Origin of the sequence: Pantoea sp. GM_Pan_4 (assembly GCF_026541005.1) — a bacterium.
Taxonomy (GTDB): Bacteria; Pseudomonadota; Gammaproteobacteria; order Enterobacterales; family Enterobacteriaceae; genus Pantoea; species Pantoea dispersa.
The window spans coordinates 21,963-38,864 of the sequence record NZ_JALNUZ010000001.1 but is presented as its reverse complement, the minus strand read 5'-3'; the positions used below and the strand labels follow the sequence as shown (position 1 = coordinate 38,864).

Sequence of the window (16,902 nt, the reverse complement as noted above, 5' to 3'; positions counted from 1 at the left end):
TCACTTGTGATCGACACGATACTTTGTCAACGGAGTCCTTCATGTCCAGACGTCTCAGAAGAACCAAGATCGTTACAACCCTCGGCCCCGCCACCGATCGCGATAACAACCTCGAAAAAATCATCGCGGCAGGCGCTAACGTTGTGCGACTCAATTTCTCCCACGGCACCCCGGAAGATCATCAACTGCGCGCCGATAAAGTGCGGCAGATTGCGGCCAAACTCGGTCGCCACGTCGCCATTCTTGGCGATCTGCAAGGCCCTAAAATTCGCGTATCAACCTTCAAAGAAGGCAAAGTTTTCCTCAATGTCGGTGACCGCTTCCTGCTGGATGCCAACCTGAGCAAAGGCGAAGGCGACAAAGAGAAAGTCGGTATCGACTATAAAGGCCTGCCGGAAGATGTGGTGCCGGGCGATATCCTGCTGCTGGACGACGGTCGTGTGCAGCTGAAGGTGCTGGAAGTTCAGGGTGTAAAAGTGTTCACCGAAGTGACCGTCGGCGGTCCGCTCTCCAACAATAAAGGCATCAACAAGCTCGGCGGCGGTTTGTCGGCTGAAGCGCTAACCGAAAAAGATAAGCTGGATATCATTACCGCGGCGAAAATTGGCGTCGACTATCTGGCGGTCTCCTTCCCGCGTAACGGCGAAGACATGAACTACGCGCGCCGTCTGGCACGCGATGCCGGCTGCGACGCCAAACTGGTGGCAAAAGTGGAGCGCGCCGAAGCAGTGGCAACGCAGGAAGCGATGGACGACATCATCCTCGCCTCCGACGTGGTGATGGTGGCGCGTGGCGATCTCGGTGTGGAAATTGGCGATCCGGAGCTGGTGGGCATTCAGAAAGCATTGATTCGGCGTGCGCGTCAGCTGAACCGCACCATCATTACTGCTACCCAGATGATGGAGTCGATGATCACCAATCCGATGCCGACCCGCGCGGAAGTGATGGATGTGGCAAACGCCGTGCTGGACGGCACCGATGCGGTGATGCTGTCGGCAGAAACGGCGGCCGGTCAGTATCCGGCGGAAACCGTGTCGGCGATGGCGAAGGTGTGTCTCGGCGCGGAAAAAATTCCAAGCGTGAACGTATCCAAACACCGCCTGGACGTGCAGTTCGACAACATCGAAGAAGCGATTGCCATGTCGGCAATGTACGCCGCTAACCATTTGCAGGGCGTGTCGGCCATCATTACCATGACCGAATCTGGCCGTACCGCACTGATGACGTCGCGCATCACTTCCGGTCTGCCGATCTTCGCAATGTCACGTCATGAACGTACCCTGAACCTGACCGCGCTGTACCGTGGCGTGACGCCGGTGTTCTTTGACAGCAACAACGATGGTGTCGCCGCCGCGCACGATGCGGTTAATCTGCTGCGCGACAAAGGGTTCCTCGTCTCCGGCGATCTGGTGATTGTCACCCAGGGCGACGTGATGGCGACCACCGGCACCACCAACACCAGCCGTGTCCTGCGCGTAGACTGAGTTTTACGCACCTCCTGACAGCGGCTGTAACAACATGGACAAACGCGACTGCCTGGCAGTCGCGTTTTATTTTTCACTGACAAGGAGGCCAGATGGCCCGCTATCAACCCATCAGTCAACTCACCGGGCGCGTGCTGCTGTTTCCGCTCGCGCTGGTGCTGTTTGAGTTCGCGACTTACATCGCCCACGACATGATTCAGCCCGGCATGCTGCTGGTCACCGCCGAGTTTAACGTCGGCCCGGAATGGGTATCCACCTCACTCACTGCCTATCTGATGGGCGGCGTGGTGCTGCAGTGGCTGCTCGGTCCGCTGTCGGATAAATATGGCCGGCGTCCGGTGTTGCTGTTCGGCATTCTGTTCTTTGCCGCCGCCTGTGTTCTCACCACCTGGGTGAGCAACATCGAGCAGTTCGTTACGCTGCGCTTTATCCAGGGCATCAGCCTGTGCTTCATTGGCGCAGTAAGCTATGCCGCAGTGCAGGAGGCGTTTGACGAGGCGTTAGCTGTGCGCATGATGGCGCTGATGGCTAACGTGGCGCTGCTGGCACCGCTGGCGGGTCCGCTGGCCGGTGCCGCCTGGCTCACGGTGGGCGAATGGCGCAGCATGTTCTGGCTGTTTGCGGTTTGCAGCCTGCTGGCGTTTGTGGTGCTGTGGCGCATCATGCCGGAAACCGCCGGCGATCGCAGCCACTCCATTGCGTTACCAAACCTGGCGCGCGGCTACGGACGGCTGGCGCGCGATAAGCAGGTGATGTACGGCTCCTTCGCTATCGGCCTGGTGTTCATCCCGATTCTTACCTGGGTGGCGCTGTCGCCGGTGATTCTGATACATGAAGAGGGCTTATCCCGCCTGCAGTATGCATTGCTGCAATTACCGGTGTTTCTGGCGATGATCGCCGGTAACCTGACGCTGGGCAAACTGGCGGGACGCGTGGCCATCGAGCAACCGGTTAAATTTGCCGCCTGGCCGATTCTGCTCGGCCTGAGCATCGCACTGGTGGCGAACCTGCTCAACAGCCACAGTTACCTGCTGCTCACCGCCGGCCTTAGCCTGTATGCGTTTGGTGCCGGGATGGTCAACGCCGGGCTGTACCGGCTGACGCTCTATTCCAGCAGCGAAGGCAAAGGCAGCATCGCCGCCATGCTGGGGATGATCAGCATTCTGACGCTGGCGGCGGGCATTGAAGTGGCGAAAAGCGGTTATTTCAGCGGCGGTACGCCGTGGTTCAGCGCGATCAACTTCGTCGCCGGCGTGTTGTGGTTTGGCCTGGTGACGCTGTTCCTGCGCGAGCGTAAGCGGCGCAGTCGCCTGACAAGCGTCGAATGAGTGATGACGAACCGTGCCGGGCGGCACGGTTCAGCACGCGTTAGCTATTTACGCGGGTACAAATCCTTTCGCGCGTAAGGCTCAATATCCCCTGCTTTACGCGTCTTCAGCAGCTTAAGAATCCACGTGTACTGCTCCGGATGCGGACGCACGAAGATTTCCACCTCTTCGTTCATGCGCCGCGCCAGCGTGGTGTCATCGGCATCCAGCAAATCGTCCATCGGCGGGCGCACATAAATCTCCAGCTTGTGCGTCGCGCTGTTATACACCGGGAACAGCGGCACTACGCGCGCACGGCACACTTTCATCAGACGTCCGACCGCCGGTAATGTCGCTTTATAGGTAGCAAAGAAATCGACAAACTCGCTGTGCTCAGCACCGTGATCCTGGTCCGGCAGATAGTAGCCGTAATAGCCCTGACGCACCGAGGCGATAAACGGTTTGATGCCGTCGTTGCGCGCGTGCATGCGGCCGCCGAAACGGCGACGCACGGTGTTCCAGATATAATCCATCAGCGGATCGCTTTGATTGTGGAACATCGCCGCCATCATCTGGCCTTCCGAAGCCAGCAGCATCGCCGGAATATCCACGCCCCAGCCGTGCGGCACGAGGAAAATCACGTTCTCATGATTCTCCTGCAGCGCCGTGATGATCTCGCGGCCGTGCCACTCAACGCGCTGGCGCACGCGTTCAGGATTACGCATCCCCAGCTCGGCCATCATCACCATCGCCTGCGGCGCGGTGGCAAACATACGATCAGCAATCTCTTCGCGCTGCGCTTCGCTGAGCTCCGGCAGGCAATAGTAGAGATTGATCAGCGCACGGCGGCGCGCACTTTTCGCCAGCTTGCCGGCAAACTTACCCAGCCCGCCCAGCACCGGATCGCGCACCTTGGCCGGCAGCATCGCCATACCGGCCAGCGCACCAATCGCCAGCCAGCTGCCCCAGTATTTCGGCTTTAAAAAAGAACGTTGAAAAACGGGAATAAACTCACTGTTATTTTTTTTTCGGGTTTCCATGCACTCGCCTCTGACAATGACGGCTCAATAATAGTGACGGCAGGTAATTTTGCAATCTTCACAGGCCAGATAGCAAAAAACCGACGAAGAATCCGTCGGTTTTTGCACGTTTGCCCGGAAATTAACGTTATTTCAGCGTCAGCTGTGGCAGATAACTCTTCACCTGCGCCAGATAGGTGCTGCGATCTTTACCAGTCAGCCCTTCCATGCGCGGCAGCTTCGCCGTCAGCGGGTTGACCGCCTGGTTGTTGATCCACACTTCATAATGCAGATGCGGTCCGGTAGAGCGGCCGGTGTTACCGGAAAGCGCGATGCGATCGCCGCGTTTCACTTTCTGTCCCGGTTTCACCAGCGCTTTGCTCAGATGCATGTAGCGGGTCATGTACTGGCGACCGTGACGGATCGCGACGTAGTTACCGGCGGCTCCGCCGTTTTTCGCGATCACCACTTCGCCATCGCCGACGGCCAGCACCGGCGTACCAATCGGCAGCGCAAAATCGACGCCTTTATGCGGCGCGATGCGCCCGGTCACCGGATTGAGGCGGCGCGGATTGAAGTTTGACGAGACACGGTATTGCTTGACCGTCGGGAAGCGCATGAAGCCCCGCGCAAGACCGGAGCCGTTGCGGTCGTAGAACTTGCCGTCTTCCGCGCGGAACGCGTAGTAATCTTTACCGCCGGTGCGCAGGCGCACGCCGAGCAGCTGGCTCTGCGCACTTTTACCGTCCAGCATCTCGCGCGACATCAGTACGCTAAAGTCATCGCCGGCTCGCAGTTTGCGGAAATCCATCTGCCACTGCATGGCTTTAATCACGCTGCTGGTTTCGGCGCTGGTCAGGCCGGCGCGCTGGGCGCTGGCGGCGAAACTGCCGCGCACTTCGCCTTTCAGCACGCTGTTCTGCCATTCACCCTTCTGCATCTCCTGCTGCATCTTAAAGCTGCCATTCGGCTGACGCGCATAGGTGCGGGTTTCACGCCGATCGATCTCCCAGGTGAAGTCCTGCAGCGCGCCATCGGCATCCAGCGTCCAGCTCAGCTGTTGTCCCACGCGCAGATTACGCAAACTCTTGTCGCTGCTGACCAGCGCATTGATGTCACCGAGATCGATACCGTACTGATTAAGCGCGCTGCTCAGCGTATCGCCTGAGGAAACGGTGTAGTCATGCTGATCGGGATTGACCGGTACGTCTTTGTCGATGTCATCCGACGGGATCTCGTCTTCCGGTTCCGCCGTGGTTTGATCGATCGGTTCACTGGCTTCCGGCAGCAGCGTGCGCAGTTCGTTTTTGTCCAGCGTGATGTCTTTCACGATGGGCGCAACATCGCGGGGATGATAGACGTAAGGCCGCCAGACAGCGACGGCCAGTGTAACAACGGTGAGTGACCCCAGCATAACGCGGTGGGGGCGCGGCAAATTATTAAATGCGAGGGCGACAGAGCGGGCTATCTGCTGCACTTTTACCTATTCCTCTATGCTCCATTCAGGCAGCTCGCATACTGGCTTGACAGCTGTGAGAGGAATTTCACGTAGCTGTCTTTGGTTAAGCTGATTCCCATGCCTAACGGGTCGAGGGTGCCTTTACGCACGCTGGTTCCGCGAGACACGGCATCGATGACCGCCGGCCTGAATTGTGGTTCAGCAAAAACGCAGACTGCTTTCTGCTCAACCAACTGTGTTCGTATTTGATGTAAACGCTGGGCGCCCGGCTGGATCTCAGGATTGACGGTAAAATGACCTAATGGTGATAAACCGTAATGTTTCTCAAAGTAGCTGTAAGCGTCGTGAAAAACGAAATAACCCTTGTTCCGTACCGGCGCGAGTTGTGCGCCAATCCGTTTGTCTGTGTCCGCCAATTGTGCCTCAAACTGCTGCAGGTTGGCGTCAAGTTTGGCTTTGCTTTGCGGCATAAGTTCCAATAATTTTCCGTGGATTGCAACAGCAGATTGTTTCGCAATCTCCGGCGACATCCACAGGTGCATATTAAACTCGCCGTGGTGGTGATGAGTATGAGACGGGTCTTGCTTCTCAGAATTGTCTGAGTCATGGTCGTGATCATGACCGTGCTCATGTTCGTCCTCATCTTCACCGCCGCTAATCAATAGCGGTTTTACGCCAGGCAAGGCGGCAATTTCGAGGTTTTTACTGGCCGGTAACCCCCCGGCGGACTTCGTCAGAAAGGCTTCCATCTCCGGACCGGTCCATACCACTAAGTCAGCGTTTTTAATACGTTTTACATCGGATGGCCGTAAGGCATAATCGTGCTCTGAAGCACCGTCCGGCAGCAACACTTCAACCGGCGTAATGCCATCGGCAATGGCGGCTGCGATAAATCCGAGAGGCTTGATTGAAGCCACCACCGCAGACTGCGCGGATAACGTGGTGGCGAGGCTTAACGTCGCCGCAGAAAGGGTAAAAGCCAGGCGCTTTTTATTGTGTAACATAATGCGTCATTCCATCGTGACCAGGTGATGGAATGTGATATTATAACATTCGAAATTCTATGCAACCCGTAAATATCATGTCGTCACTTGTTACACTCGAAAACATTTCGGTGAAGTTTGGCCAGCGTGCGGTATTGGCAGGCATCAGCCTGTCGCTGCAGCCGGGCAAAATTCTCACCCTGCTGGGTCCCAACGGAGCTGGCAAGTCCACGCTGGTGCGCACGGTACTCGGCCTGCTCGCGCCAGACAGCGGCAGCGTCCGCCGCGCGCCGGGGCTGCGTATTGGCTATGTGCCGCAAAAGCTGCACATTGATCCGACGCTGCCGATCAGCGTTGAGCGCTTTATGCGTCTGACGCGCGGCAGTCGCCGTGACGATATTCTGCCGGCGCTGAAGCGGGTGCAGGCCGGCCATCTGCTGCAGTCACCGCTGCAAAAACTGTCTGGTGGCGAAACGCAGCGCGTGCTGCTGGCGCGCGCCCTGCTCAACCAGCCGCAGCTGCTGGTGCTGGACGAACCGACGCAGGGCGTGGATGTTAACGGCCAGGTGGCGCTCTACGACTTGATCGATCAACTGCGACGCGAGCTCAACTGCGGCGTGCTGATGGTGTCGCACGACTTGCATCTGGTGATGGCAAAGACCGACGAAGTGCTGTGCCTCAACCATCACATCTGCTGTTCCGGCACGCCGGAAGCCGTCTCGCAGCACCCGGAATTTATCGCAATGTTTGGCCCACGCGGCGCACAGCAGCTGGCGATTTACCGCCATCACCATAATCACCGTCACGATTTACAGGGACGCATTGTTCTGCGCAAAGGAAACGGCCCGTCATGATTGAACTGTTATTACCCGGCTGGCTGGGCGGCGTTTTGCTGGCCCTGGCGGCCGGTCCGCTCGGCTCTTTTGTCGTCTGGCGCCGCATGTCCTATTTCGGCGATACCCTCGCCCACGCCTCTCTGCTCGGCGTGGCGTTTGGTCTGCTGCTGAATGTGAACCCCTATTATGCGGTGATTCTGGTCACCGTCTGTCTGGCGCTCGGGCTGGTGTGGCTGGAACGACGCCCGCATCTGGCGATCGATACGCTGTTAGGGATTATGGCGCACAGCGCGCTGTCGCTGGGTCTGGTGGTGGTCAGTCTGATGCAGGGCGTGCGCGTTGATTTGATGGCCTATCTGTTTGGCGATTTGCTGGCGATCACCCCGGATGATTTGTCGCTGATGGCGGGCGGCGTGGCAATCGTGCTGGTGGTGATGGCGTGGCAATGGCGTTCGCTGCTGTCGATGACCATCAGTCCGGAGCTGGCGCAGGTAGACGGCGTAAACATTCAGCGTACCCGCCTGATGCTGATGCTGGTAACCGCGCTGACCATTGGTGTGGCGATGAAATTTGTTGGCGCGCTGATCATTACTTCACTGCTGATCATTCCGGCCGCCACGGCGCGACGCTTCTCGCGTTCGCCAGAACAGATGGCCGGCTTTGCGGTGCTCATCGGCATCATTGCCGTCACCGGTGGCCTGACCTTCTCTGCCAGCTACGACACCCCGGCCGGTCCGTCGGTGGTGCTGTGTGCTGCGGTACTGTTCATTATCAGCATGGCAAAAAAACCGGCGGCGTGACGCCGGTTACTCTTCGCGGCTGATGCCGAAATGCTTATAGGCGTGCTGCGTGGCCATCCGGCCGCGCGGCGTGCGCTGAATAAAGCCCTGCTGGATCAGGAAGGGTTCGATAACGTCCTCGATGGTTTCACGCTCCTCACCAATCGCCGCCGCCAGGTTATCCAGCCCCACCGGACCGCCCATGAACTTGTCGATGATCGCCAGCAGCAGCTTGCGGTCCATATAGTCGAAGCCCTGATTGTCCACATTGAGCATATCCAGCGCGCTGGCGGCCACTTCGCCACTCATGTTGCCGCTGGCGCGCACTTCGGCGAAGTCACGTACACGGCGCAGCAGGCGGTTGGCGATACGCGGCGTACCGCGCGCGCGGCGCGCCACTTCCAGCGCGCCCTCTTCGCTCAGCGTCAGCCCCAGGCAGGCGGCGCTGCGTCCGACGATGTGCTGCAGATCCGGCACATTGTAGAACTCCAGGCGCTGCACAATCCCAAAGCGATCGCGCAGCGGTGAGGTGAGCGAGCCTGCGCGGGTGGTAGCGCCAATCAGGGTGAACGGCGGCAAATCCAGTTTGATCGAGCGCGCTGCAGGTCCGTCACCGATCATGATATCCAGCTGATAATCTTCCATCGCTGGATACAGCACCTCTTCCACTACCGGCGACAGGCGATGAATTTCATCGATAAACAAGACGTCGTGCGGTTCAAGGTTGGTGAGCATCGCCGCCAGGTCACCGGCCTTTTCCAGCACCGGACCGGATGTGGTGCGCAGATTGACGCCCATCTCATTGGCCACGATGTTGGCCAGCGTGGTTTTACCCAGCCCGGGCGGACCAAAGATCAGCAGGTGGTCCAGCGCATCGCCGCGCAGTTTGGCGGCCTGGATAAAAATCTCCATCTGCTCGCGCACCTGCGGCTGCCCGACATATTCCGTCAGCAGTTTGGGGCGAATAGCGCGGTCGAGGCTCTCTTCCTCAGTGAAAGAACTGCCCGAGACCAGGCGGTCGGCTTCAATCATGCATTACCTCAAATAGCAGCGCGCAGGGCTTCGCGAATCAGGGTTTCACAATCCGCATCTGGTTTGCCAACCTTGCTGACCATACGGCTGGCTTCCTGCGGTTTATAACCCAGCGCTACCAGCGCCGCAACTGCTTCAGCCTCGGCGTCATTGTTATCCTGCTGTGCCGACGGTGTGGTCAGGGTAAACGCCGAGTCGCCGCCAAACAGGTCGCCGTGCATACCTTTGAAGCGATCTTTCATCTCAACCACCAGACGCTCAGCGGTTTTCTTGCCCACGCCCGGCAGCTTCACCAGCGAGGCGATCTCTTCGCGCTCCACCGCCGTGACAAACTGCTGCGCTGACATGCCGGAAAGAATCGCCAGTGCCAGTTTGGGCCCGACGCCGTTGACTTTGATCAGCTCACGGAACAGCGCCCGCTCCTGCTTACTGTTAAACCCGAACAGCAGCTGCGCATCTTCCCGCACCACAAACTGGGTGAAGATAATCGCTTCCTGGTTGATGTCCGGCAGCTCGTAAAAGCAGGTCATTGGCAGGTGCACTTCGTAACCCACACCGTGCGCCTCAATCAGCACCAGCGGCGGCTGTTTTTCCAGAATAATGCCTCGTAAACGACCAATCACCTGAGCAATTCCTTAGTGTATGTATAAGCGTCTGAATCATCGGCCTCCTGCCACACCGCGCTCAACCGCGCGCCTGCTGAAGGTAAAATGTCGGCTATGTATATCATAAAAAAGGCTGGATGCATATCCAGCCTATTGAATGGCCACGCTTTTGCTAACCGGATCGCAAACGTCCGCGCGTCAGTACCAGTTTGCTGTCGCTCATGCGCGCCGCATTCTGGCTGACGTGGCAATGGGTGATGGCGATGGCCAGCGCATCGGCGGCATCCGCCTGCGGATTGGCCGGCAGTTTGAGCAGCGTGCGCACCATGTGCTGCACCTGGCTTTTTTCCGCGCTACCGATGCCGGTTACCGTCTGCTTCACCTGACGGGCCGCATACTCAAACACCGGCAGATCAAGGTTGACTGCTGCGACAATTGCCGCGCCACGCGCCTGCCCCAGCTTGAGCGCCGAATCCGCGTTCTTCGCCATAAACACCTGCTCAATGGCGAAGTAATCCGGCGCGAACTGGGTGATGATTTCGCTGACGCCAGCGTAAATCAGTTTGAGGCGGGAAGGCAGATCGGTGACGTTAGTGCGGATACAGCCGCTGCCCAGATAGCTGAGCTGGCGGCCGGTCTGGCGGATGACACCGTAGCCGGTGACGCGCGAGCCGGGGTCAATCCCGAGTATTATCGCCATAGCGCGTCTCCGTATTGCAGGGGTTTGCGTAACGCCATTACAGCGTTTCCGCTACCTCATCAGAAATTTCACCGTTATGGTAAACTTCCTGCACATCATCACAATCTTCCAGCATGTCGATCAGACGCAGCAGTTTAGGAGCCGTCTCGGCATCCAGTTCCGCTTTGGTTGATGGAATCATCGACACTTCAGCACTGTCGGCTTTCAGACCAGTGGCTTCCAGTGCATCGCGCACGCTGCCCAGCTCTTCCCACGCGGTAAAGACGTCAATCGCGCCATCGTCATAGCTCACGACGTCTTCTGCACCGGCTTCCAGCGCCGCTTCCATCACGGCATCTTCGTCCTGGCCTGGCGCGAAGGAGATCACACCCTTCTTGCTGAACAGGTAAGAGACCGAACCGTCGGTGCCGAGGTTGCCACCGGTTTTGCTGAAGGCGTGACGCACTTCGCCCACGGTACGGTTACGGTTATCACTCAGACACTCCACCATGACCGCAGAGCCGCCCGGACCGTAACCTTCATAGATGATGGTTTCCATGTTGCTGTCATCTTCACCGCCGACGCCGCGCGCGATCGCACGGTTCATGGTGTCACGCGTCATGTTGTTGGACAGGGCTTTGTCCATCGCTGCGCGGAGACGCGGGTTGGAGCCGGCATCGCCACCGCCCAGCTTGGCCGCTGTCACCAGCTCGCGAATAATTTTGGTGAAGATTTTACCGCGCTTGGCGTCCTGAGCCGCTTTGCGGTGCTTCGTGTTTGCCCATTTACTGTGTCCAGCCATCTTACATATTCTCCGATCTTTAACAGGGTGCAGGCTATCTTGCTGGCAATCTTGTTCCCCGGCAGTGCGCGCAATCCTCACGTACTCATGTACGCTCCGGTTGCTGTGCGCTGGCGGTGAACAACCTTGCTGCGCCGATGACGCCTGACTGTTCTATTTTAGCGGTGCAAATCTTTCGACTTACACCGTATGTCTGTAATTTAACGATAAAACCACCGGAAAAACGCGCGGTGGCGGGCATTCAGATAAATTCGTCGATTGCCTGACGATTACTCCACGAGCGGGTTAGTGCGGCGGCGGCGACCGGTGTCAGCCACTGTGCGGCGAGGTGCTCGCTCAGCACTGGCTGGCGTTCGGCGGGCAGCGCCAGCCGGAACCAGTGTTCCCGGTTATGCGTGATGCCCGGCGCATAGCGATGGCGATAGTGCGGAAAGATCTCAAACTCAATCTGTTTGTGGCAATCTTCCAGCACCAGCCCCTCTGCGGCGATATCAATCGCCAGCTCTTCAGCCACTTCGCGCTGCGCCGTTTGCGCCGGCGTTTCGCCCGGCTCCAGGCTGCCGGTAACCGACTGCCAGAAGCTGAGGTCATCGCGCCGCTGCAGCATTAACACCCGGCCGGTATCTTGCGCAAAAATCACCACCAGCACCGATACCGGGTGTTTATAGCCCATTATTTCGTCTCTGGAGTGACTTTCTTCGGCGCGATCTGGATACCGAGGTCCGCCAGCGCCGCCGGATTGGCTTCGCTCGGTGCTTCGGTCATCAGACAGGCCGCCGCGGTGGTTTTCGGGAACGCAATCACATCGCGGATATTGTCGGTGCCGGTCAGCAGCATGGTCAGACGGTCAAGACCGAATGCCAGACCTGCGTGCGGCGGGGTACCGAACTTCAGCGCATCCAGCAGGAAGCCAAACTTCTCACGCTGCTCTTCTTCGCTGATGCCCAGAATGCTAAACACCGTCTGCTGCATATTGCCGCTGTGGATACGCACTGAACCGCCGCCCACTTCATAACCGTTGATCACCATATCGTAGGCGTTCGCCACCGCCTGCGTCGGATCGGCCGCCAGCTGTTCCGCCGTCAGCGCTTTTGGCGAGGTGAACGGATGGTGCATCGCCGCCAGGCCGCCTTCGTCGTCCTCTTCGAACATCGGGAAGTCAACCACCCACAGCGGAGCCCAGGCTTTATCATTGGTGATTTGCAGGTCACGGCCCACTTTCAGGCGCAGTGCACCCAGTGCATCCGCCACCACTTTGGCACGGTCGGCGCCGAAGAAGATCAGGTCGCCGTCCTGCGCGTCGGTACGCTGCAGAATAGCTTCAACGATCTCTGGCGTCAGGAATTTGGCCACCGGGCTCTGTACGCCATCGAAACCGCTGGCGCGCGCATTGATCTTCATCCACGCCAGACCTTTGGCACCGTAAATGCCGACAAAGCTGCCGTATTCGTCGATTTGCTTACGCGTCAGCGCGGCACCGCCCGGCACGCGCAGCGCCGCAACGCGCCCTTTCGGGTCGTTTGCCGGGCCGGCGAACACCTGGAATTCAACGCTTTTCAGCAGGTCAGCAACGTCTACCAGCTCCATTGGGTTACGCAGGTCTGGCTTATCGGAGCCGTAACGATTCATCGCTTCGGCGAAGGTCATCTGCGGGAAGTCACCGAGGTCGACGCCTTTGATGTCCAGCCACAGCTCACGGATCATCTGCTCCATCACGCTGCGCACCTGCTCAGCGCTCATGAACGAGGTTTCCACGTCGATCTGGGTGAACTCCGGCTGACGGTCTGCACGCAGGTCTTCGTCACGGAAGCATTTGACGATCTGATAGTAGCGGTCAAAACCAGACATCATCAGCAGCTGTTTGAACAGCTGCGGTGACTGTGGCAGCGCGTAGAATTTACCTTTGTGCACCCGGCTCGGCACCAGGTAGTCACGCGCGCCTTCCGGCGTGGCTTTGGTCAGCATCGGGGTTTCGATGTCGAGGAAGCCTTCACCGTCCATAAAGCGGCGCACGAAGCTGGTAATTCTGGCACGGGTTTTCAGACGCTGCGCCATTTCCGGACGACGCAGGTCGAGGTAGCGATAGGTCAGACGCGCTTCTTCGCTGTTGGTCTGGTTAGAGTCCAGCGGCAGCGGTTCTGCGCGGTTAATGATGTTCAGCTCATGGGCGAACACTTCGATGTCACCGGTGGCCATGTCGCTGTTGCGGTTTTTCTCTTCACGCGCACGCACGGTACCGGTGATCTGGATACAGAATTCATTACGCAGTTCAGACGCCAGCTGGAAAGCCTGCTGATGATCGGCATCGAAAAACACCTGCGCGATGCCTTCGCGGTCACGCATATCGATAAAAATCAGGCTGCCGAGATCGCGACGGCGATTGACCCAGCCGCAGAGAGTAACTTGCTGACCCACATGAGACAGATTGAGCTGTCCGCAATATTCTGTACGCATAACGTATCCTTTTAACTTCGCCGCTGCTGCCAGACAGCATCAGGCCGCGTAACCTTCTGAGATGCTGCCGCAAAAAAGGCGGCTATTATAATGGAAAATGGCAGGCAGGATAAGCAGATCCCGCGCAAAGCGGACAAATCGTCAGCGTTTGCCGCGCGATCGGTTCCTGCCCGTGGCAAAACCAGGTAACGTACGGCGCATTTTCCGCGCCACAGCAGGCAGGAGCAGTTTTGACACTTCGTATTGGATTACCACAATGGCAGCACGCCAACTGGAAAGTATTGGGTATCGAAACCCTGGCGGATTACGCTCGGCTGTTCGGCTGCGTCGAAGGCAACACCACGCTTTACGCGCTGCCCAAACCCGAAGTAGTGCAGCGCTGGTATGACATGACTGACGACGCCTTTCGCTTCTGCTTTAAATTTCCTGACACCATCAGCCACAAAGCGGCGCTGAAGAACTGCGATGAGCTGGTGAATGAATTTCTGCGCCTGCTGGATCCGCTCAGCCAGCGCATCGGCCAGTACTGGCTGCAGCTGCCCGCCGCCTTTTCACCGGCGCAGCTGACAGATTTATGGGCGTTTCTCGATCGCCTGCCGCGCAGCTTTCACTATGGCGTTGAAGTGCGCCATGCGGCCTTTTTTGCCAAAGGCGAGGCCGAGCGCGCGCTGAATCGCGGCCTGCATCAGCGCGGGGTTAATCGGGTGATTCTCGACAGCCGTCCGGTGCACGCCTCTGCCTCGCTCAGCCCGGCCGCCGCGCATGCGCGCGCGCAAAAGCCGCGCGTGCCGACGCATGCGGTGCGCACTGCCGGACAGCCGATGGTGCGCTTTATCGGCAGCGACAGCGTGGAGGAGAGCCTGTCGCTGTTTGATGTCTGGCAGCAAAAACTGGCGGACTGGCAGCACGACAGCGACCCGCTGCTGTTCATCCACACGCCGGATATGGGCGCGGTGTTTCCGCTGCTGCAGGCGCTGTGGCCGCAGCTGCAACAGCTGGAGCCGACGCTGCGCCCGCTCCCCGCCTGGCCACAGCAATCCAGCCTGTTCTAAACGCAGGGAAACGGGTGCAGCCTGCGGCAGTTTCTGCCAGAATAGCGCCCTTTCCGTTTTCTCTCCGGATAATTCATTATGTCTGACCGCGATACGCTATTCTCCGCGCCCATCGATAAACTGGGCGACTGGACCTTTGACGAGCGCGTGGCTGAAGTCTTTCCCGATATGATTCAGCGCTCGGTGCCGGGTTACTCCAACATCATTTCGATGATTGGCATGCTGGCAGAACGCTTTGTGCAGCCCAACAGCCAGGTTTACGATCTCGGCTGCTCGCTGGGCGCGGCCACGCTGGCGGTGCGCCGCAATATTCAGGCACCGGGTTGCCAGATTATTGCCGTCGATAATTCCCCGGCGATGGTGGAACGCTGCCGCCGTCACATCGACGCCTTCCGCGCCGCTACGCCGGTGCAGGTGCTGGAAGCGGATATCCGCGATATCCACATCGAAAACGCCTCACTGGTGGTGCTCAACTTTACCCTGCAGTTCCTCGAGCCGGACGCGCGCCTGACGCTGCTGCAAAAAATCGCTGCCGGCCTCAATCCGGGCGGTGCGCTGGTGCTGTCGGAAAAGTTCAGCTTTGAAGATGCCGACGTCGGCGAACTGCTGTTCAACATGCACCACGACTTTAAGCGCGCCAACGGCTACAGCGAGCTGGAGATCAGCCAGAAGCGCAGCATGCTGGAGAACGTGATGCTGACGGACAGCGTGGAAAAGCATAAAGCCCGTCTGAAAAGCGCTGGCTTTGCCCACGCCGAGCTGTGGTTCCAGTGCTTTAACTTTGGCTCACTGGTGGCGTTGAAATGATTGATTTTGGCCGTTTTTATCAGCAAATCGCCACCGGTCCGCTCGCCAGCTGGCTGGAAGTGTTGCCGGCGCAGGTCGCCGCCTGGCAGCGTGAAAACCTGCACGGGCACTTTCGCAACTGGGAGAAGTCGGTCGACAATCTGCCGCTGCTGGTGCCGCAGCAGCTCGATCTGCTGCACAGCGTCAGCGCGCAGAATGACGCGTTAACCGATCGCCAGCGCGCCGGCATCGAAAAGCTGCTGCGTAACCTGATGCCGTGGCGCAAAGGGCCGTTTTCGCTCTACGGCTGCGACATCGACACCGAATGGCGCTCCGACTGGAAGTGGGACCGCGTGCTGCCGCATATCTCTTCGCTGGCCGGTCGAACCGTGCTGGATGTGGGCTGCGGCAGCGGTTATCACATGTGGCGTATGATTGGTGCCGGCGCGCAGCTGGTGGTCGGTATCGATCCGATGCAGCTGTTCCTGTGCCAGTTCGAAGCGGTGCGTAAGCTGCTGGGTGACGATCGTCGTGCGCATCTGCTGCCGCTGGGTATTGAGCAGCTACCGGCGCTGCAGGCGTTCGATACCGTGTTCTCCATGGGCGTGCTCTATCACCGGCGTTCGCCGCTCGACCATCTGCTGCAGCTGAAAAATCAGCTGGTCAGCGACGGTGAACTGGTGCTGGAGACGCTGGTGATTGAAGGCGATGAAAACGCGGTGCTGGTGCCGGGTGAACGCTATGCGCAGATGCGCAACGTTTACTTTATTCCGTCTGCGGCGGCGCTGAAAAACTGGCTGGAGAAGTGCGGTTTTGTCGATGTGCGCATCGCCGATTACGCCATCACCTCGGTGGAAGAGCAGCGTCGCACCGACTGGATGACCAGCGAATCGCTGGCGGAGTTCCTCGATCCGCACGACAGCAGCAAAACGATTGAAGGCTATCCCGCCCCGCTGCGTGCCGTGCTGGTGGCGCGCAAACCGTAACGCTTAACGCCGCGACAGCGCCAGCTTCGCGGCGAAACCAATAAACACGCAGCCGGTCAGGCGATCCATCACTTTTAACACTGCCGGACGGCGCAGATGACCAGCAAAGTACTGGCTGCCGCTAATCAATACCGCGTTCCACACTAAGCCAATCACCATGTGGGTGAGCGCCATCAGCGTGCACCACAGCGCCACCGATCCGCCGGCCGGGATAAACTGCGGCAGAAAAGTGACGTAAAAAACCCCGACTTTGGGATTGAGCAAGTTACCGGTCAGGCCACGCGCGAAGCAGGTCAGATAGCGCTCTTCCCGCTTTTGCCCCTCCTGCCCGCTGGCCACCGTGCTGCGCGGGTTAAGCAGCAGTCTGACGCCGAGATACAGCAGGTACACGGCACCGATGCCTTTCAGCAGGTTATAAGCCATTTCCGAAGCCAGCAGCAGTGCGCCTAAGCCCAGCCCGACCGCCACGCCCCACACCAGACAGCCGAGCGTAACGCCCAATGCTGTCGCTGAGGCACGCTGCCAGCCCTGCGCAGCCGCTGAACGCAGCACCAGCGCGGTATCGAAGCCGGGCGTCAGCGTAAGCAGGGTAATGGCGAAAAGGAATGAAATAATCAGTGTCATGATGGGCTCCCGGGT

General features: G+C 58.7%; 17 protein-coding genes. 7 read left to right on the top strand and 10 right to left on the bottom strand.

The window, feature by feature from the left end; genetic code table 11:
• Positions 1 to 41: 41 nt before the first annotated feature.
• Complete coding sequence (gene pyk / locus OXR61_RS00185) at positions 42 to 1,484, top strand: pyruvate kinase (protein WP_021509977.1); 1,443 nt, start codon at positions 42 to 44, stop codon at positions 1,482 to 1,484.
• Between the two features lie 92 nt (positions 1,485 to 1,576).
• The gene (locus OXR61_RS00180) at positions 1,577 to 2,812 is read left to right on the top strand and encodes an MFS transporter (RefSeq protein ID WP_021509976.1); all 1,236 of its coding nucleotides are present in this window, start codon (positions 1,577 to 1,579) and stop codon (positions 2,810 to 2,812) included.
• Between the two features lie 44 nt (positions 2,813 to 2,856).
• Here OXR61_RS00180 and lpxM read toward each other — a convergent pair whose 3' ends face one another.
• The 3 genes from lpxM to znuA form a co-directional block, all read right to left on the bottom strand.
• Positions 2,857 to 3,831 (bottom strand): lauroyl-Kdo(2)-lipid IV(A) myristoyltransferase, encoded by a 975-nt coding sequence (gene lpxM / locus OXR61_RS00175; protein ID WP_021509975.1) that lies wholly within the window; start codon positions 3,829 to 3,831, stop codon positions 2,857 to 2,859.
• Between the two features lie 127 nt (positions 3,832 to 3,958).
• The gene (gene mepM / locus OXR61_RS00170) at positions 3,959 to 5,287 is read right to left on the bottom strand and encodes a murein DD-endopeptidase MepM (protein WP_031280193.1); all 1,329 of its coding nucleotides are present in this window, start codon (positions 5,285 to 5,287) and stop codon (positions 3,959 to 3,961) included.
• A gap of 14 nt (positions 5,288 to 5,301) precedes the next feature.
• Positions 5,302 to 6,273 carry a zinc ABC transporter substrate-binding protein ZnuA gene (gene znuA, locus OXR61_RS00165; RefSeq protein ID WP_021509973.1) on the bottom strand — a complete coding sequence of 324 codons (972 nt, stop codon included), beginning with the start codon at positions 6,271 to 6,273 and terminating at the stop codon, positions 5,302 to 5,304.
• Between the two features lie 77 nt (positions 6,274 to 6,350).
• Between znuA and znuC the strand changes: the two genes are divergently transcribed.
• Together znuC and znuB are read left to right on the top strand one after the other, a co-directional pair.
• Positions 6,351 to 7,106: a zinc ABC transporter ATP-binding protein ZnuC gene (gene znuC / locus OXR61_RS00160; RefSeq protein WP_031280192.1), complete on the top strand. Its 756-nt coding sequence runs from the start codon at positions 6,351 to 6,353 to the stop codon at positions 7,104 to 7,106.
• The gene (gene znuB, locus OXR61_RS00155) at positions 7,103 to 7,888 is read left to right on the top strand and encodes a zinc ABC transporter permease subunit ZnuB (protein WP_021509971.1); all 786 of its coding nucleotides are present in this window, start codon (positions 7,103 to 7,105) and stop codon (positions 7,886 to 7,888) included. The genes znuC and znuB overlap by 4 nt, the downstream gene beginning before the upstream one ends.
• Before the next feature lie 6 nt (positions 7,889 to 7,894).
• Here the strand turns inward: znuB and ruvB are convergent, their stop codons facing one another.
• The 6 genes from ruvB to aspS all read right to left on the bottom strand — a co-directional run bounded on the left by ruvB (position 7,895) and on the right by aspS (position 13,439).
• Positions 7,895 to 8,899 carry a Holliday junction branch migration DNA helicase RuvB gene (gene ruvB / locus OXR61_RS00150; protein WP_021509970.1) on the bottom strand — a complete coding sequence of 335 codons (1,005 nt, stop codon included), beginning with the start codon at positions 8,897 to 8,899 and terminating at the stop codon, positions 7,895 to 7,897.
• 8 nt (positions 8,900 to 8,907) lie between these two features.
• A complete protein-coding gene (gene ruvA, locus OXR61_RS00145; protein ID WP_021509969.1) occupies positions 8,908 to 9,522 on the bottom strand; it encodes a Holliday junction branch migration protein RuvA in 615 nt (204 codons plus the stop codon).
• A gap of 154 nt (positions 9,523 to 9,676) precedes the next feature.
• Positions 9,677 to 10,204, bottom strand: a complete 528-nt coding sequence (gene ruvC / locus OXR61_RS00140) for a crossover junction endodeoxyribonuclease RuvC (protein WP_021509968.1) — start codon at positions 10,202 to 10,204, stop codon at positions 9,677 to 9,679.
• Between the two features lie 37 nt (positions 10,205 to 10,241).
• Positions 10,242 to 10,985: a YebC/PmpR family DNA-binding transcriptional regulator gene (locus tag OXR61_RS00135; RefSeq protein ID WP_021509967.1), complete on the bottom strand. Its 744-nt coding sequence runs from the start codon at positions 10,983 to 10,985 to the stop codon at positions 10,242 to 10,244.
• Between the two features lie 241 nt (positions 10,986 to 11,226).
• Positions 11,227 to 11,658 (bottom strand): dihydroneopterin triphosphate diphosphatase, encoded by a 432-nt coding sequence (gene nudB, locus OXR61_RS00130; protein ID WP_021509966.1) that lies wholly within the window; start codon positions 11,656 to 11,658, stop codon positions 11,227 to 11,229.
• A complete protein-coding gene (aspS, locus tag OXR61_RS00125) occupies positions 11,658 to 13,439 on the bottom strand; it encodes an aspartate--tRNA ligase (RefSeq protein WP_058757509.1) in 1,782 nt (593 codons plus the stop codon). Before aspS ends, nudB begins: the two co-directional genes overlap by 1 nt.
• Before the next feature lie 230 nt (positions 13,440 to 13,669).
• Between aspS and OXR61_RS00120 the strand changes: the two genes are divergently transcribed.
• The 3 genes from OXR61_RS00120 (at position 13,670) to cmoB (ending at position 16,263) form a co-directional block, all read left to right on the top strand.
• A complete protein-coding gene (locus tag OXR61_RS00120; protein WP_241798684.1) occupies positions 13,670 to 14,491 on the top strand; it encodes a DUF72 domain-containing protein in 822 nt (273 codons plus the stop codon).
• A 78-nt stretch (positions 14,492 to 14,569) separates the two neighbouring features.
• Positions 14,570 to 15,298, top strand: coding sequence for a carboxy-S-adenosyl-L-methionine synthase CmoA (cmoA, locus tag OXR61_RS00115; RefSeq protein ID WP_241798683.1), 729 nt, complete (start codon positions 14,570 to 14,572; stop codon positions 15,296 to 15,298).
• Positions 15,295 to 16,263, top strand: coding sequence for a tRNA 5-methoxyuridine(34)/uridine 5-oxyacetic acid(34) synthase CmoB (cmoB, locus tag OXR61_RS00110; RefSeq protein ID WP_241798682.1), 969 nt, complete (start codon positions 15,295 to 15,297; stop codon positions 16,261 to 16,263). The genes cmoA and cmoB overlap by 4 nt, the downstream gene beginning before the upstream one ends.
• A 3-nt stretch (positions 16,264 to 16,266) precedes the next feature.
• Here the strand turns inward: cmoB and OXR61_RS00105 are convergent, their stop codons facing one another.
• A complete protein-coding gene (locus OXR61_RS00105; RefSeq protein WP_058757506.1) occupies positions 16,267 to 16,887 on the bottom strand; it encodes a LysE family translocator in 621 nt (206 codons plus the stop codon).
• Positions 16,888 to 16,902 lie beyond the last annotated feature (15 nt).

What these genes read in the sequence shown, in the direction of transcription:
- OXR61_RS00135 (WP_021509967.1), bottom strand. Translation starts at nt 10,985, where the DNA reads ATGGCTGGACACAGTAAATGGGCAAACACGAAGCACCGCAAAGCGGCT.
- aspS (WP_058757509.1), bottom strand. Translation starts at nt 13,439, where the DNA reads ATGCGTACAGAATATTGCGGACAGCTCAATCTGTCTCATGTGGGTCAG.
- znuA (WP_021509973.1), bottom strand. Translation starts at nt 6,273, where the DNA reads ATGTTACACAATAAAAAGCGCCTGGCTTTTACCCTTTCTGCGGCGACG.
- ruvC (WP_021509968.1), bottom strand. Translation starts at nt 10,204, where the DNA reads ATGGCGATAATACTCGGGATTGACCCCGGCTCGCGCGTCACCGGCTAC.
- cmoA (WP_241798683.1), top strand. Translation starts at nt 14,570, where the DNA reads ATGTCTGACCGCGATACGCTATTCTCCGCGCCCATCGATAAACTGGGC.
- znuC (WP_031280192.1), top strand. Translation starts at nt 6,351, where the DNA reads ATGTCGTCACTTGTTACACTCGAAAACATTTCGGTGAAGTTTGGCCAG.
- znuB (WP_021509971.1), top strand. Translation starts at nt 7,103, where the DNA reads ATGATTGAACTGTTATTACCCGGCTGGCTGGGCGGCGTTTTGCTGGCC.
- nudB (WP_021509966.1), bottom strand. Translation starts at nt 11,658, where the DNA reads ATGGGCTATAAACACCCGGTATCGGTGCTGGTGGTGATTTTTGCGCAA.
- pyk (WP_021509977.1), top strand. Translation starts at nt 42, where the DNA reads ATGTCCAGACGTCTCAGAAGAACCAAGATCGTTACAACCCTCGGCCCC.
- OXR61_RS00180 (WP_021509976.1), top strand. Translation starts at nt 1,577, where the DNA reads ATGGCCCGCTATCAACCCATCAGTCAACTCACCGGGCGCGTGCTGCTG.
- OXR61_RS00105 (WP_058757506.1), bottom strand. Translation starts at nt 16,887, where the DNA reads ATGACACTGATTATTTCATTCCTTTTCGCCATTACCCTGCTTACGCTG.
- lpxM (WP_021509975.1), bottom strand. Translation starts at nt 3,831, where the DNA reads ATGGAAACCCGAAAAAAAAATAACAGTGAGTTTATTCCCGTTTTTCAA.
- ruvB (WP_021509970.1), bottom strand. Translation starts at nt 8,899, where the DNA reads ATGATTGAAGCCGACCGCCTGGTCTCGGGCAGTTCTTTCACTGAGGAA.
- cmoB (WP_241798682.1), top strand. Translation starts at nt 15,295, where the DNA reads ATGATTGATTTTGGCCGTTTTTATCAGCAAATCGCCACCGGTCCGCTC.